14 protein-coding genes and 1 tRNA gene are annotated in these 15,807 nt (G+C 36.1%); 7 read left to right on the top strand and 8 right to left on the bottom strand.

All coding sequences use genetic code 11. The features are described from left to right. The first annotated feature begins 407 nt into the window (after positions 1-407). A complete protein-coding gene (locus tag H4J73_RS06955) occupies positions 408-1,649 on the top strand; it encodes a tyrosine-type recombinase/integrase (protein ID WP_182179378.1) in 1,242 nt (413 codons plus the stop codon). Positions 1,650-1,727: 78 nt separating this feature from the next. Here H4J73_RS06955 and H4J73_RS06950 read toward each other — a convergent pair whose 3' ends face one another. From H4J73_RS06950 to yejK, 4 genes are read right to left on the bottom strand one after another with little or no spacing between them, the layout of a single operon-like run. Further along, positions 1,728-2,567: a M23 family metallopeptidase gene (locus tag H4J73_RS06950; RefSeq protein WP_182223873.1), complete on the bottom strand. Its 840-nt coding sequence runs from the start codon at positions 2,565-2,567 to the stop codon at positions 1,728-1,730. After that, positions 2,560-3,438, bottom strand: coding sequence for a 6-carboxytetrahydropterin synthase (locus H4J73_RS06945; RefSeq protein ID WP_182179374.1), 879 nt, complete (start codon positions 3,436-3,438; stop codon positions 2,560-2,562). The genes H4J73_RS06950 and H4J73_RS06945 overlap by 8 nt, the downstream gene beginning before the upstream one ends. A 13-nt stretch (positions 3,439-3,451) precedes the next feature. After that, entirely contained in the window at positions 3,452-4,504 is a 1,053-nt protein-coding gene (pyrC, locus tag H4J73_RS06940; RefSeq protein ID WP_182179372.1) for a dihydroorotase, read from the bottom strand. 28 nt (positions 4,505-4,532) lie between these two features. Next, entirely contained in the window at positions 4,533-5,609 is a 1,077-nt protein-coding gene (yejK, locus tag H4J73_RS06935) for a nucleoid-associated protein YejK (protein ID WP_182223872.1), read from the bottom strand. 80 nt (positions 5,610-5,689) lie between these two features. On the opposite strand from yejK, the gene H4J73_RS06930 reads away from it, so the two are divergent. The 3 genes from H4J73_RS06930 (at position 5,690) to H4J73_RS06920 (ending at position 7,839) form a co-directional block, all read left to right on the top strand. Continuing rightward, positions 5,690-5,902, top strand: a complete 213-nt coding sequence (locus tag H4J73_RS06930; protein WP_182179368.1) for a DUF1414 domain-containing protein — start codon at positions 5,690-5,692, stop codon at positions 5,900-5,902. Between the two features lie 64 nt (positions 5,903-5,966). Continuing rightward, the gene (locus tag H4J73_RS06925) at positions 5,967-7,664 is read left to right on the top strand and encodes a DUF3413 domain-containing protein (protein ID WP_182179366.1); all 1,698 of its coding nucleotides are present in this window, start codon (positions 5,967-5,969) and stop codon (positions 7,662-7,664) included. 98 nt (positions 7,665-7,762) lie between these two features. Next, positions 7,763-7,839, top strand: a tRNA-Pro gene (locus H4J73_RS06920). Positions 7,840-7,992: 153 nt separating this feature from the next. On the opposite strand, the gene H4J73_RS06915 is transcribed toward H4J73_RS06920, so the two are convergent. Continuing rightward, complete coding sequence (locus tag H4J73_RS06915; protein WP_182179364.1) at positions 7,993-8,532, bottom strand: hypothetical protein; 540 nt, start codon at positions 8,530-8,532, stop codon at positions 7,993-7,995. A 110-nt stretch (positions 8,533-8,642) separates the two neighbouring features. Continuing rightward, positions 8,643-9,056 carry an LIC_13387 family protein gene (locus H4J73_RS06910; protein WP_182179362.1) on the bottom strand — a complete coding sequence of 138 codons (414 nt, stop codon included), beginning with the start codon at positions 9,054-9,056 and terminating at the stop codon, positions 8,643-8,645. Positions 9,057-10,272: 1,216 nt separating this feature from the next. Here H4J73_RS06910 and H4J73_RS06905 point away from each other — a divergent pair. Continuing rightward, positions 10,273-10,821 carry a heme NO-binding domain-containing protein gene (locus H4J73_RS06905; protein WP_182223871.1) on the top strand — a complete coding sequence of 183 codons (549 nt, stop codon included), beginning with the start codon at positions 10,273-10,275 and terminating at the stop codon, positions 10,819-10,821. Next, entirely contained in the window at positions 10,818-12,311 is a 1,494-nt protein-coding gene (locus H4J73_RS06900; protein ID WP_182179359.1) for a sensor histidine kinase, read from the top strand. The genes H4J73_RS06905 and H4J73_RS06900 overlap by 4 nt, the downstream gene beginning before the upstream one ends. Positions 12,312-12,556: 245 nt before the next feature. On the opposite strand, the gene H4J73_RS06895 is transcribed toward H4J73_RS06900, so the two are convergent. Beyond that, positions 12,557-13,066, bottom strand: a complete 510-nt coding sequence (locus H4J73_RS06895; RefSeq protein ID WP_182179358.1) for a hypothetical protein — start codon at positions 13,064-13,066, stop codon at positions 12,557-12,559. A 13-nt stretch (positions 13,067-13,079) separates the two neighbouring features. Beyond that, positions 13,080-14,714, bottom strand: coding sequence for an LruC domain-containing protein (locus tag H4J73_RS06890; RefSeq protein ID WP_182179357.1), 1,635 nt, complete (start codon positions 14,712-14,714; stop codon positions 13,080-13,082). A 304-nt stretch (positions 14,715-15,018) separates the two neighbouring features. Here H4J73_RS06890 and H4J73_RS06885 point away from each other — a divergent pair, with 304 nt between their 5' ends. Further along, positions 15,019-15,759, top strand: coding sequence for a hypothetical protein (locus H4J73_RS06885; RefSeq protein ID WP_182179356.1), 741 nt, complete (start codon positions 15,019-15,021; stop codon positions 15,757-15,759). Positions 15,760-15,807: the final 48 nt, after the last annotated feature.

The raw sequence follows: 15,807 nt of genomic DNA, 5'->3' as shown, positions 1-15,807 counted from the left end.
ATTAAAAACAGACTTTAAATTGAATAAAATTACATCATTGAACGTGACACTACGTCAAAATTAACAAGGTAAGCCTCACAATTAAACATTTCATGCACGTAGCGCACAGTAAGAAAGAGTGATAATTATTATTAAGAATACAAAGAAGCGAACATAAATTTGATCCAGCGTTATATTTGCAAACTAGTTTTACATGAAACATTAATGCAGGCCGCTAAATAGATGAGATCACGTTTACAAGCATTGATTGGGTCGATCTAGTGGTAAGCTTTGATTAACACAGTTACAGGGAGCACCTCCCTATATTCCACATAGCTCACTATGTCCGATACTCTTCAGTATTGGACATAGCGAGTATAATGGTTTAGACTGCCTTTATACGTACTATCTACTTGGTTTTCAAAATAATGTTGTTAAATAAACCTGTTCCTTTATATCCACCATACATTGATTTGTGTGATTTTGATTTTGATGACTACCCAGAGTTAGATAAAATATTCTCATCAAATGAACCTTGGTGGCTTGAACAATTTGATTGGGGGAAAGTTTTCCTTACTTATATAGGTAGAAATAAATCTACACATACTTATGACCGATTTAGAAATGACGTTGAACGTTTTCTTTTGTGGTCATTTATTGAAAAGAAAAAACCAATAGATCAATTACGTAAATCAGACTTACTTGAATATGCTGACTTTTGTTGGCAGCCACCAGTGACTTGGATTGGTACATCAAATCAAGAACGTTTCAAAATATCCAATGGTTATTCCTTAGCTAATGAACTTTGGTTCCCATATAAAATCCAAGCACCTAAAAGTCTAAAATCTGAATATATCATCGATAAGAAAAAATATCGTCCATCACAACAAACACTTTCATCAATGTTTACCGCAATTATCGTTTTCTACAACTATTTAATGGCTGAGGATTTTTGCATTGGTAATCCCGCACAAATAGCTAAAAAAGATTGCCGACATTTTATAATAGACTCTCAAGTTAAAGAAGTTAAACGGTTAACCGCTAGTCAATGGCAATATGTTTTAGATACAGCCGTTGAAATGGCTGATGAAAACCCACTATTTGAACGAAATTTATTTGTTATCTCTGCATTAAAAACCCTTTTTTTAAGGATTTCCGAACTATCGGAACGTGAAAATTGGTCACCTACAATGGGACACTTTTGGCAAGACGATGATGAAAATTGGTGGCTTAAAGTCTTTGGGAAAAGCCGTAAATTACGGGATATCACGGTTCCTCTTGATTTCTTACCTTTTTTAGAGCGTTACCGTTCTTCCCGTGGTTTATTAGGTTTGCCATCAAGTAATGAAAATTCAATTCTTGTTGAGAAAGTTCGTGGTCAAGGTGGTATGACATCTCGACATTTACGCCGTTTAGTTCAAAGTGTTTTCGATCAAGCACATGAAAACATGCGCAGATCTGAAGGTGAAAATAAGGCATTAAAATTGAAAGAAGCTTCTGCCCATTGGTTAAGGCATACCGGTGCAAGTATGGAAATTGAACGCGGGCGCCCTCTTAAGGATATTTCAGAAGATCTTGGTCATGCAAGCATGGCAACAACCGATACGGTATATGTTCAAAGTGAAAATAAGAAACGTGCGGAAAGTGGTAAAAAAAGACAGGTTAATTAACCCAACATTCATTTATTTGTATGACTTACTACCGACTTAATAAATGAATGTAGACCTTAATATATAGCGTTAAAATTTCTATTTAATCGGAAAAGCTTTTAACGCTAATGCGGGATCTAAACGCATATTAAACCAATTAATACGCCAATCTAAATGAGGACCTGTAGTTCTGCCACTAGAGCCTACGGCCGCGACGACTTGTCCTTTTTCAACATCATCCCCTTTCTTAACGTAAGATTTACTTAAATGTAAGAAGCTAGAAGTAATGCCATGGCCGTGGTCAATGATCATTGTACCACCAGAATAAAACATATCTGGCACGAACATCACCACAGTGCCAGATGCAGGTGCTTTGACTGGATCGCCAGTATTGCCGGCGTAATCTAAGCCAAAGTGTGGGCGTTTAGGTATACTATTAAAAACACGTTGGCTTCCATATACACCCGTGATAACACCTTTTATAGGAGCAATAAAACCTGCTGAAAAATAATTTTTATCGCTTAAGGTTTGTCTCGCTGCTCTGACGTCAATACCATCTTTTTTAGATCGGGCTACAGACTTGGGGTTTGGATTCATTATTTTTTTAGCAATGCCTTCAATACGTTGAATATTATATTCACGCTTTGTTGGCGTTAAGGTTTTTTGCTCTCTTTTACCATCTGGCTGAGTGATCACTAATTGATGAGGCTTAACATCATCTCGCCCGAAACCAAAAACATAATCGCCTTGCGTTGATAAAGGCAGCACTTTGCCATCGAACGTAACGATATTATTAATCGCTGTTTTACCTATAACTAAAGCGCCCTGCTTTATTTCCCCTGAAAGCTTAATTTCAGCCATCAGGTTTTGGCTAAATAATATACTGACTAAACAAAAAGCCACAAGCTGAATTTTTTTTATATCGATAATACTAAGCATTGGCAATAGCGCCTTTGCCTACACCCTCATAGGCGACTACGGTTATGTCTTTATTATTATCAGCAACTAATTGTCTAGCAATAAAATCAGCTAATAGCTCAACCGTAGAATCACAATCTACAACATCTAATACTTTGCTTTCAACCGCAATATCAAAACGCCCCTGTGGCGCGGTATAAGAAAAATAATGGTGATCGGGAGTCAAATTGCTATAAGCAAATGCCGACAGTTCGATATGTTGTCTTTCAACTCGGTCGACTTCTGAAGCAATATAAATATCTTCCCAACGCAAACACCACGCCTTTTCTAATTGCGCAACACGCTCACCGTTTTGTAAGATATTAATTGTAGAGCGGTGACCATGAGCAATACGCTGACAATTGCCGTCATGTAATTTTAACCCATGCGTGTAATGATAATAATCACCACTGATATTCTCTGGTCGCAGTGTTAATTTCAGCCCTTGAACATTTTGTGGTAATTGCTCTAAAATAATCGCGGTTAAATGCTTAGTCACTGAAGCTATATCAATAGTATCAGTGGCTATTTTTGCAAAAGCACAATGTGGAGACTGTAAATAATAATTGGCACGTTCAGTGGTTAAGTCAACGTATTCATGTTCGTTATGATGTGAGGAATCTGTAACAGTGATACAGGCGTTTTTCATCGGTAATAGTAATTTATGATCAACAGCATCATCAATAATTGCTTTAATTTGTTTTTTAACAACAGCAAAATCAAGTACCATGCTCATTTCATTGAGTGCACCATTAAGTAGTACATCGACAATCCAACTCTCACCTACAATACCGCGTTGTGGACAGCAGTATGAAAAATCAATGACCGTTAAATCATTTACAAATAATTGCATTATTACTTCCTATTTAGAGCGCGTCTTTTACTTGCCAAGCGATGGTATCATTTGCGCGAATAGGCACAACAACATCTTGACCGAATGATAAAGTGGCAGGGACATGCCATTCAACTTTTTCTAAGGTTATTTTATCATCGTTCACGGGCAAATTATAAAAGGCTGGGCCGTGTAAACTTGCAAAACCTTCTAATTTGTCCAAAGCCCCTACTTCTTCAAATACCTCTGCGTAAAGTTCAATGGCAGCATGTGATGTATAACACCCAGCACAACCACAATCAGATTCTTTGGCATGTTGGGGATGAGGAGCAGAATCTGTGCCTAAGAAAAACTTAGCACTGCCACCAGTTGCAGCTTCAATTAATGCGTGTTGATGAATATTACGTTTCAAAATAGGTAAACAGAAGTAATGAGGACGCATCCCCCCCACTAACATATCATTACGGTTAAATAACAAGTGATGAACGGTTATGGTCGCCGCAACGTTGTCACTGGCTTGTTGCACAAATTCAACCGCATTTTTAGTGGTTATGTGTTCTAAAACAATTTTTAAATCACGATATTTAGCCACTAAAGGTTTTAATATCGTATCGATAAATACCGCTTCGCGATCAAATATATCAATATGATTGTCAGTGACTTCACCATGAACTAATAAAGGCATGCCCACTTCTTGCATTGCGGCTAAAACGTCAGCAATATTATCAACATTCGTCACACCCGAAGATGAATTGGTGGTTGCTCCAGCAGGATATAGCTTAGCAGCAAAAACAATACCCGTAGCTTTAGCGTCTTTTATTTCTTGAGGTGTTGTTTTATCTGTTAAGTACAACACCATTAAAGGTTGGAATTGTTTGCTTTTACTGGGGTTATTGGTGTTAGCGGCCAAAATTCGTTGATGATATTGCGTCGCTAGCTCAGCATTTGTTACGGGTGGCACTAAGTTTGGCATAACAATAGCGCGTCCAAAATAACGACTAGTGTCAGGCACTGTGGTCGTTAATGCTTCGCCATCGCGTAAATGTACATGCCAATCGTCTGGGCGAGTAATGGTTAATGTTGTCATTTTCATACCTATCAATTTATTTGCTAATTTAAAATTCTGTATTTTCAGATTGCTGCGATTCTTGTTCATTTTTATCAGCCGTTTGTAATAACGCTAATAATTGATCTTTTAAATTTGGTGGTACTTTGTAAATAGTAAGACTGTCATTCGCTGCATTATAAACGACATCTTCACCAAAATGGCTACGTTCAAAACTTAAGCTAATACCATTGCCATAACCGGAATATTTAGTCACTTTATTAACAACGGTTTGGTCATGCGGAAAAGAGGCTTCAAGTGGGTAAGATTGCTCTTGGCAAAATTGATGAAAATCTTGACTTGCCCCTTCTTGTTTAATCACTTGTCCTATTTCTTGAATCGAAACATCTTGTGCCGCGCTTTTCTGCTCTTTACAATAATTGAGCAATTCCTTACGGGTATTTTGTTTTTCTGTCGCATCAAGTTGATTAACCGAAACATAATCTTCAACGGCTTGTACTAATGTTTGTGTTTGTTCTTTTGAATTTAAACCTTCTTCACAGCCTAAAAAGTCTAAGAAAAAATCAGAAACAACGCGACCTGCTCGGCCTTTAATAAACGAAACGTACTTATTACCTTGTTCGTTATCTTTATAATCGAATAAATCAATGCGAGCTGCTAATTGCATACGCGCAGTATCGAGGTGTTTGTCAGCAGAGATATTTAATTCTCCATCGACAGAATAATGCTCTGAAACAGGAATAACCGTCGCGAGTAAGTAACGCCCACCCATATATTCATAGTGACAAACAACAAGATATCCAGTTTCTGCCAAATTATATTTTTCTAATTCATTTTTTAATAAATTTGCTGCTTGGCAACTAAAAGCATAAAAACTTTGTGCATCCGCTAAATAACTTTCCATAATATCAACAAAGCGAGCAGTATCTCCTGCAGCCGGCATTGACGAAAAGTGCCCGTAGGCCTTACTTGCTTTAGCGTTGTAGATTTTATGTAAGCCATCAACAAAGTTTTCAATCTTGCTGCTAAATTCGATGGATTCTGGCCCTAAACGCAGCACAACTTCACCGGTTTCTTCTTTTTTAGTTAAAAAATGTAGGGCAATGTTTGAAATAATTAAGCTCATAGTTAAAGGCCAGTTTTATATTGTTCAGGCATTTGATAAACTTGTATAAATCTATCAAGCAACCTATTAAGTATTTTAAGATGCCTATTGTATCCAAGTATTCCAACGAACGTGTAGAAAAAATTATCCAAAGCTTACATGATGTTTTAGTTAATGAGTCTGCAACCCCTGATCTAGCGCTGATGTGCTTAGGAAATACCTTAACAGAAATTATTAATAAAAATATTCCTGAAGCTAAAAGAGCTGAAATTGTAACCAATTTCACTAACGCTTTACGAAAATCAGTCCAATAATTACCTATTAATTTTAAAAATATAAACCTGATAAACTAAAATAATAAGAGAATGATAATTACCTATGGTTGCATTTGACTCAAAAACGTATAGCAAGCGTCTGTTACACCTAATTAGTTGGAGCCATTGGTTCACTTTTTTTAATATAATTGCTGCTATTGGACTATCGTCCTTTTATATTTTTAGTGAAGGCGGCCCAGAAACATTACTGGGCCAGTTTTATTTGGTCACTACCTGGTTTAGTCATATGGGTTTCTTAACCTTTATGACCTTCGTTTTAATACTGTTCCCGATCACCTTAATATTTCCACATACTCGGTTTATCAGAGCAACAGCTTCTGTCGTGTTCACCATACAATTATTGGTCTTGTTACTTGATGCTTATATCTATAATAGTTTAGGCTATCATTTAAATGCCTCTTCAAGTGCACAAATTTTTGACTTGATTACCACGCAAATACATCACAACAGTCGTATGTTTTGGTTTGCCAGTATCTTGTTAACACTGGTTATCTTTGCCTTTGAATTAACAATGAGTAATTACGCTTGGAAACATCTACGAGATTTACAAAAAGTTGTCTTTGCCAAATTTGTTGTTATTGGTTTAGTCAGTTCTTTTTTCTTTAGCCACCTTATACATATTTGGGCCGATGCTAATTTAGAATATGATATTTTAAGACAAGATACGGTTTTACCTTTATCTTATCCTGCAACGGCCAAAACATTGCTAACAAAATATGGCCTGTTTGACAGAGAAGCCTATATCGAGCGCACCACTAGCCCACTGGCATTTACCAATGAAATTCCACAATATCCGTTATTAAGTGACGAATGTTCAGCTGAATTACCCATACAACAATCAGTCTTTATGGTGGTTAACGATGAAATGTTGACCGATAAACAGATTAAGCAGTTTAAGCAAAGAAACACCCAAAACGAATTAACATTAGAACATCATATTGATAACGCGTTACCTAACAGCGCTTGGTTCAATCTGTTTTATAGCTTACCCAGTATTTACCAAGACGGACTCGTCAAGCAGAATGCGATTCCATTATTGTTTCAATTATTAGCAAGCAATAAACTTGCAACCACCTACACATTGATCCATGGTAAAGACAGTAAAAATGATGAAGGATCGCAACAATCATACGGTTTTGAACACTTGTTTAACGAGAAAAGCTCACTTAATAATATTTCAACGTTAGTCTTTGCTGAAAAGCTAAATAACATCTCTGACGGTTTACACTTGTTCTATTTTGCAGACAGTAATAGTTATCAGTTTGAATTATTTATGGATGCTTTGCTCTTAGCGCAAAAAGCAAAACAAACTAAAGATATTATCTGGATAACGTCGGTGGGTAATGCATCAAAAGCGACAAGTTTATCGATTAAACCTTCACTCCTTATTTTACCTGACAGTAAGAGTAAAACAGTTAGCCATTTAACCAGCCATATGGACATTCAACCAACATTGATGAATCGCTGGTTAAATTGCGATCTTAATGAACAAGCTTACAGTAATGGCAAAGACTTATTGAAATTAGCGAAAGACCGCATTATTGCTAACACGATGGACGATGGCATGATGGTCTTTAGTAAAGACAAATCCGTGTTTATTGATCAAAACGGTAACTTTCAAAGCTATTCACGTCAACTAGCTGCACCGATAATGGTTAACTCAGACTTCCCATTAATGATTGATGGGGTGAATTTTATTAAGCAATTTAGCCAACAGACGAATAAGTTGAGTAATAAATAATCGAACGCATTAATTTTCGTTACTTTATATTGCAATCACTGATTAAACCATTATTATACAAGCAGTAAATTTATTAACCCTCTTAAAGTTTACTGTTTCGGGGTATAGCGCAGCTTGGTAGCGCGTGCGTCTGGGGGACGTGAGGTCGCAAGTTCGAATCTTGCTACTCCGACCACATTTAGTAATATTAAAGCCCTGTTTACACAGGGCTTTTTTTTATTTCAGTTTGAGAAATATAATAACTTTTTAATTCCCACCTTTCAAAGCTATATTCATGCGTGAACTTAGTAAGCTGTTAGCTGCCCTACTTAAAATTCTTGTTAAGTTTTTAGTTTATAATTTGAGAAAAATAGTCATCAAGAGAAATAGAAGAATGTCTTGTTTCAGGGGTTTTTCCAAGATTTGAACCAGACTTTTGACCAAAATATAATCTTTCACTATCAATATAAATTAAAGTATAACGAGGAGGTGGATTGGTCTTATCTGAACTAAAAATAAAAGTCTCATTTAGGCCGTAAGCTTCAATGCTCTCTTCACTTATAATTTTATCTGTAATTTCAAGTCTTGAGATATCAGTAGTGTTAAACATCATTGAAGCACATGCTGTATCACTTGGTCGGAAAAATTCTGTTATATAAGTAGACTTCATCGAAGAATCTATACGTAACCTAATGTTGATGTACCATGAAACTGGTGAGCCGTCAGTGGACAATTTATCATAAGGAAAACATTCTTTTTTCCAAGATGTATACGATAAATTTGCTATAAGGTCTTGATTTGACTTTTCAGTAGTAACATCTCCTTCAGAACCACCACAAGAGAATAAAACCATTGACGCTAGAGCAATGGTAATCGATATATTTTTCATTTGTACTCCATATTCTGATAAACGCTAACGCCCTATTAAGTGGCGAAAAAGTAATGACTAAAATTGCGAAGCACGAAGCTAGGCACTGTCATTTGTCCTGGTTGAAATTATTATGTGTTAATTAGAAAAAAAGCACTTACAAAACATATTGTTGAGATTAGAATGCCAAAAAATGGTATTTTAAACCAGTAATCTTTTGCTATAATCAAATATGAAATTCCAATAATAGAAGGTAATACACCAAACCAACTATTATTAACAATAAATTGGATGTGTGAAAAACCTAAAGGAATGTAAATGGCGGCAAAAAGTATTGCGCCTATACTATGACTAGCGTTGAAACCAACCCAAGCACGCCAAACAGTTGTTTCTTTGGTTATTTTTGTTGTGGAGCTTTTCATTACGGCCATTACATCAGGGTTGTGCGGATGAAACTTGTCAGTAAATAAAGTATAAATTAAATGTACAAAACCCAGTAATCCGAATATTGCAGCACCTACGATGAATAATACTTGTGATAACACGCCTAACTCCTTTTAAATATATAACACCATATTAAGTGGAAAAATAATTGGCTAAAATGTGTGAGGAACGCAGCCCAGCCAACTACTTTTCTCCGTTTGAGTCACTTGCTAACATTTAGTTAAAAACACCAAGCTCATTACAAAATGTTAAACTGCATTGATGAGAGTGATAAGTAAAAAGCTACCGCAACACTTAGACACAAAACGTAACAGATAAGCAATAACATTTAACAATATAATTACAAAAAAAGAAAGCAAACACCACAAGAACGATTCAGAACTAGTGTTGCCTGCTTGAATCGCTCGTATAGATAATACATCCATCTTTTTTGTTCTTTTAAAAACAAGTTTAGGTCAAGTGAAGCCAAAGCTATAGCAGCAACTAAAGCCTTTTTATACAGTAGTTTGATTGAACAAAGACTCCTCTATTGAGAGACCCATAACAAGATTGAACACCGTATAAAACTCCAAGCACTAAACTCGGATAGTCAGCTGGGCCTTGAATCCGAAGAGTAAGACAGGTGTAGCTAATGATGAATAGCATCAATAATTAAAATGAAATTAATATTGGTGTTGATACAGGGAAAACTCCCTCGACATTTACCTACGCCCTTACACATTTATTTCGTTGTTCCTAATGATGAAAGCAGCCCTTAATCATGGCCTGTGCAAGAATGGTAAAGGTTTATAACGTAAACTAAGCAAAACTTAATGCATCGACATGACCATAATACACAAAATTAATAGTTAACGAAAATAACACTGACAAGCCAATATAAGATATGTCAGGTGCTTGCTCTTTAGACGTAACTCAATAAAAAACAATTATAATTATCAGATAATACGCCTGAATATACAGCAATGCTACCTAGACATAATCGCCCTATTCATTCTTACTTTGAAGATAAATGCCTACCTCTGATTAATATCAACTGTAAAAGCGTGATCAATAAAGACAAAAAATCATCTGTAAAAATATTCAATTGGCTTTAAAACACTCGGTAAGAACCTAGGCAAGCGGAAGTGAATAGAGTGTTTTCGTTGCTTGAAGTTACCGTATAAATCATCTGGTATTTAGTCAAGTCTGCAAAATGCCGCCTAATAGTTAGAAAGTGCTTCCTCTGTCATTAATAAGCTATACTTCAAAAAAAAGTAATAAAGTTCGGTTTGATTTTTAATAGAGTCAATGGAGAAGTCCACATAAAAGGGTAACCAGATGAAAGGAATGGTTTTAATTAAATTTAATGAATTTATTGTAGAACGTTGGGGAGAATTTTTTTGGGATGACTTGTTGACAGCAGCTAACTTAACGAGTGAAGGAGCATTCACTTCAACTATTATTTATGATGATCAAGAATTAATGATTCTCTTTAGATTAATAAAAAAGAAAAAAAATATTTCCATCAAAAGAATTCAACAGGCTTTTGGCCATTTTTTCTTTAGCGCTATTTACCCTCATATTCCAGCCAGCGCAAACACAGACAAGATAAAAGATGTTTTTGAATTCTTACATAAGGTACAAAACTTAATTCATAGTGAAGTTAAAAAATTCGAACCAGAGGCTTTATTACCAGAATTTATATTTATTGACGAGACACCTACGACATTAATTTTTCACTACAAATCAAATCGTCAACTGTGTTATTTTTGTGAGGGGTTAGTTCATGGCTTAGCTGAACATACTGGCCAAAGTGTCAACGTCTGTCAGATTGAATGTGAGCATGAAGGTCAACAACGTTGTTTAATAAAGGTTGAAAAATTATGAAAGACGCTTTGGAGTCCCTGAGAAAACAATTAGCTGTTTATGAACGTAAAGCACAAAGAGAGAGGAAGGCAAGATGTTTAGCTGAGCAGCAACTTGAAAATTACTCAAGAGAACTCTACGAGACCAATCAGTCTTTGCAAGCGTCTTTAGTTAACGCTAAAAAAAAACAGGCCGAACTAGAGTTTCTTGCTAAAGCATCTGATGATGTTATTTCCAAACTATCGATGACAGAGCTAATGTTAAATACGGTTGAGTTAACAGGCAATTTTTTCTCGGCAGAATATGGTTTTTTCCTCGTGACTAAATTGGGCTCAACCGTAGATTTTAATAATACTCAACTTTGGAATAAGGAGACTGGGTGGTCACTCAATCAAGAATTTCTCTTAGCATACATGGAGTATTTACCACTAGCTCAAGATGCCGTTTATCAGTCTTGGTCTGTGGCACCAATCCCCCTAAAAGAGAAAGGACAGTTAGCAGGATTTAACTGGCTCGTTTATTTTAATATTCAATTACACAATGAGCAAAAAGTGTGGATTACATTTTTGAGTCGTGCCGAATATTTAGACAAAGAATCGTTATTTGTCTTAGATACTGCCAAAGGACACTTACTCAGTAGTATTAGGCGCAGATTAAATGATGTTCAAATGATTGAAAATAAAAGTAAATTAAATGATAGTGTTACAAGTTTAGAAAGGGCTAAAGGCCAATTAATGCAGTATGAAAAAATGGCATTACTTGGTCAACTTTCAGCGGGGGTGGCCCATGAAATTAACAACCCTATTGCTTTCATTCGCTCCAATATGGAAATATTACTTGATGACTTAAAAGTATACAATGCACTATACCGGGATATTAAGCATCACCTGTCTGAGCATCATTCATTAAATCTGGAGTCTTTTGAACAATTCATCAGCGAAGCTGATATTGATTACATTGCCACTGATGCCTTTAGTTTACTGCGATCAAATATTGATGGCATTGATAGAGTAAGAGACATAGTTGATAGCCTAAAAACCTTTTCACATAGCGGAAAGACCGCATTTTGTGAAATGTCTATTGTTGGCTGCATTGAAGGTGCTCTCAAAGTTTCTTCTCTAAGGTACAACCATAACATTGAAAATGAACTAACCGATTACCTGCCCTTTATCATGGGTAATAAGGGGCAACTGCAGCAAGTATTTGTTAATCTTTTTGTCAATGCGTCTTATGCAATGGATAATGATGGCGTCTTAAGTATAACGGGCAGGGAAACTGATGATTCGTTGATTATTAGGGTCTCTGATACAGGGAGTGGCATGGACAAAAAAATTCTCAAACAGCTTTTTACACCGTTCTTTACGACCAAACCTGTGGGAGAAGGAACTGGATTGGGCTTATCTGTTTCTTTTGCAATTATTGAGGCCCATGATGCAACAATAACCGTCAAGTCTATTGAAGGTGTAGGAACAACTTTTGAAATATCTTTTATAAAAATGTCAGTCAAATAAAAATCCCACCTTTTTATTAATGGCAATTTATCTCAGATAAAATAAAAAATGGTCGGCGTTTGACCAACTTTCTATAGTTAATCAATATTTTTGCTTCATATCAAACGTACTATCGAGGGGATTAAATTTACTAACTAACTATTTTGTTGTTCGCGTATCTTATATAATTGACATTTATTCACCGTCAACACGAACCTCATTATTAGTTGGTTTCATGTTGACTAGCATTTAAAATTATTTTCGCCTTATTCCACTTGAAAAAAATGGCTTATGTATTCTGTATTATCTAATTCAATAATGACTTTATTGTTCTCACTTTGTATGTTCAGCTCAAGCAAAACCCTTTTGACTGAACTTGAGAGCTCTAACGTTTGGTAAACACGCCCATATTCATCTGAGCGCACAACACCTATTAGCGATTTTTGTTCGAGTCGTTGATCATACAGGTCTAAAACCTCTTCCGGTATATTCGAAATAAGCGCAATTGCCCCAGCAACAGGGTTCCCATTTATGTCAACTACTGATATATCTACGGTCATCAGTTTAAACGTATCAAAACGAAACTCAGGTTCAACATATAGCTCTTTTGAACGACCCGCATTTGTATCAAGTTTTCCAGCCATTGGCTGATGATCCTGTCGTGTATTTTCATTGGCGTCAGCAGGTAAAAATAAAGCCAAAAACAGTATAATCAATACAAGTCCAATGGTAGTTGGCCTTAAAACATACCTTTTATTTAACAATAAATTATTCATTTTCTTTATCCTTTTATGGGTTAATTATTGTGGGAACATAAAAGTGGCTTGTACGATTACTGGTTTTATACCACGCCGTTGCCAAACCTCCTGAACTTTCAACCCACTCTTCATAATCGGGATAAGCCCACAACACATCGATATATTCACGGGGGTAAGCCCAGTTATCACTGATTTTTAAACCCCAGGGTAAATTATTCGTAGATCTAAAGTATCGTTCTTGACTAACATCAGAAGTGTCGTCGGCGGTTCCAAAACGAGCAAAGTTAAACCAGTCTGTTGGCGCATAGCCCGGCATATGAATTTCCAGGGTACGATCATTTGAACGATAGATAAAAAAATCGATTACAGAATGATTCAAAGATAGTAAACCATTGGTAAACCTTAGGTCAAAAGTAAATTCGACAGGGGCAAATTCAGCACAGTTTTTGTTCGTATTAAACAACGAACATTGGCCAGTTTCACCCGTATCAGTAAAGACTTTACTATTACCCCATAAAGAGATAACTGCATCTGACTGATTTGACTCTGTTTTTTTATCATAAGTGATATTATTTATCTGAAAGTTGGCATATTCAACTTGCGACGCTGGAATGTCGACTAACCTGAGCGCAAATCCATTAGCGTTTGATCCGCCACGAGCGGATATAAAACCCTGAATAATGAAACCACTGACGAGACCTGAAGCATCATAAGTTGTCTGAAAGCGCTCTTTGACAACCAAATCGTTAAAGTCGTAATCGCCAAGTTTTGGCCAATTATCCTCATAAGCAAGGGTCACAAACTCCGTTTGACTGGGGAAATATGTACTGTATGCACGTCGATAATCTTCTGGAAATTCATCCAAGGAGTCAATTAAACCATCTGCATCACTATCGTTAACGTCAGGCACCTTGGTAAGGGATTCGTTATGTATCGCGGTTCCTGGGCTTGTTTTAATGCTAAATACCGCATCATTAAAATCATTATCTCCCCATGTTCCCGGTAAATCTTCAAAACCCAAAATCACTTCGCCCACCTCTTCATCATAAAGTAGCACCGTATGTTGACGTAAAGTAGGATCCTCTTCTGGATTAAGATATTGTAATGAGTAGTAGTAAGGGATTTCTTCTGTTCTTACGCCAGTATAATAATCAAAGCCATTAGCCGCAATCAAAAATCCTATGCTGGTACCCGCAGGAAAAGTGCCCAAACTTAATCGATGGCCACTGGCCATATGAGGAAACGATAAATTTGGGAAAATAATAGTTTCCATTACTTCGGCGCTGGATTGTGGCGGATTGTCCCGATCAAAAGTGAAAAAACCAAAGGCATTTTTATAGTCCGTTCCTTCGTGAACAAAAGTAACAAATACTTCACCTTCCTCATCTAGATCGACTATTGACCCACAATCATCAGTTAAAAAAGCTTCATTTAACTCACTTTCTGGCAGTGCATTATTGATACGAGCAAAGAAGTCCGTGGTGTATTCACTGGCACTCCACAATAAATTATCTGGCTTACCAATATTTTGATTATATCCAATAGGCCAAGGTTGTCCAGACAGAAATTGCCAAACATAATCGCCATTTTCTTGCTCTGTGGCTAAGGTAGAATAACTCAGTAGTATTAATATACTGATAAAACTAAAGCTGAATTGTTTTTTCATAATATTGCTTCCTGATCCTGTAACTAATCTTAAGTGGTCCATCGAGATGGTGGTTGTATCCGGATTACCAAGAATACAATGCTAACATCAAGCCAAGTTTTACATCCCCCTATAAAGCAACTGCTCAGGTGCTTTATAGCTTGTCATAAAGAAAAAATATTGATATTTTTTGCAATTTGCATCGCAAAAAAAGATATTTTATCAATTCGCAGAGAGAAAGCGCCAATTTCAACCTGGTATTATATGGATTGGTTCTTGCTAATAGTTATTACCTGATTGTTAATCAAAATAATAGGCAACGAATATGCAAAATAAAACATTGATCTTTAGTATTGCCCTAAACGGTTATCAGTGGTTGTACCGTGATTGTATAAGTTCACAGCGAGCATATGCAAAGCATTATGGCTATGAGTATAGGGTGATCTGTCGTCCTTATTTCACTTCTATGGGTGTCGAATGTTGTTGGTTAAAGTTAACCGTAATGCTTGAAGCGTTAAAGGCAGGATATAACACGGTATTATTTGTCGATGCTGATGCTTATATTAAGACAAGTGCATATCAACTTGAATCACTACTTCGGCCAAATAAATATTTATACCTTGCTAAGAGCTATAGCGGACGTTTTAACTCTGGTGTGATCTTGGTTAAAAATCATTATAAAATACAACAATGGTTAGTAGACGTTATCTCGGCTAGACACCTCTCAGTATTACCTGAACATGATGTTGGCTGGGGGGAAAATGGACATATTATTGAGCACACCCAAAATTGTCAATTTGTCTGTACACTTAATAGACGTTGGAACAACACCTACGATATACATTTATCTGATTATATAAGACATTTTAGTTTTGGCCCCCTACGTCAAAATTTTTTTCTTAATCTTAGCCACAAACTGCTTGGACGAGGTACCAGAATACTCACTATATTACAGGAATATGCCCAGACATTGTATCTGCTAAATGACCATCAAGATCCCTTAATAAAACTAACCAAATCTGCACTGCATACTACCGATTTTTTTTCTAAAACTGATGATACCTGATTATTTATTTAAGATTTTTCATTTTAATAATATTTTCAAGTTGCATAT

This window comes from Colwellia sp. MB3u-41, assembly GCF_014076845.1.
In the GTDB taxonomy this organism is placed as follows: domain Bacteria; phylum Pseudomonadota; class Gammaproteobacteria; order Enterobacterales; family Alteromonadaceae; genus Colwellia_A.
Note: the sequence above shows the minus strand (reverse complement) of the source record. Positions and strands in the feature narration are given on the sequence as shown.

What these genes read in the sequence shown, in the direction of transcription:
- H4J73_RS06955 (WP_182179378.1), top strand. Translation starts at nt 408, where the DNA reads ATGTTGTTAAATAAACCTGTTCCTTTATATCCACCATACATTGATTTG.
- H4J73_RS06950 (WP_182223873.1), bottom strand. Translation starts at nt 2,567, where the DNA reads ATGCTTAGTATTATCGATATAAAAAAAATTCAGCTTGTGGCTTTTTGT.
- H4J73_RS06945 (WP_182179374.1), bottom strand. Translation starts at nt 3,438, where the DNA reads ATGCAATTATTTGTAAATGATTTAACGGTCATTGATTTTTCATACTGC.
- pyrC (WP_182179372.1), bottom strand. Translation starts at nt 4,504, where the DNA reads ATGACAACATTAACCATTACTCGCCCAGACGATTGGCATGTACATTTA.
- yejK (WP_182223872.1), bottom strand. Translation starts at nt 5,609, where the DNA reads ATGAGCTTAATTATTTCAAACATTGCCCTACATTTTTTAACTAAAAAA.
- H4J73_RS06930 (WP_182179368.1), top strand. Translation starts at nt 5,690, where the DNA reads ATGCCTATTGTATCCAAGTATTCCAACGAACGTGTAGAAAAAATTATC.
- H4J73_RS06925 (WP_182179366.1), top strand. Translation starts at nt 5,967, where the DNA reads ATGGTTGCATTTGACTCAAAAACGTATAGCAAGCGTCTGTTACACCTA.
- H4J73_RS06915 (WP_182179364.1), bottom strand. Translation starts at nt 8,532, where the DNA reads ATGAAAAATATATCGATTACCATTGCTCTAGCGTCAATGGTTTTATTC.
- H4J73_RS06905 (WP_182223871.1), top strand. Translation starts at nt 10,273, where the DNA reads ATGAAAGGAATGGTTTTAATTAAATTTAATGAATTTATTGTAGAACGT.
- H4J73_RS06900 (WP_182179359.1), top strand. Translation starts at nt 10,818, where the DNA reads ATGAAAGACGCTTTGGAGTCCCTGAGAAAACAATTAGCTGTTTATGAA.
- H4J73_RS06895 (WP_182179358.1), bottom strand. Translation starts at nt 13,066, where the DNA reads ATGAATAATTTATTGTTAAATAAAAGGTATGTTTTAAGGCCAACTACC.
- H4J73_RS06890 (WP_182179357.1), bottom strand. Translation starts at nt 14,714, where the DNA reads ATGAAAAAACAATTCAGCTTTAGTTTTATCAGTATATTAATACTACTG.
- H4J73_RS06885 (WP_182179356.1), top strand. Translation starts at nt 15,019, where the DNA reads ATGCAAAATAAAACATTGATCTTTAGTATTGCCCTAAACGGTTATCAG.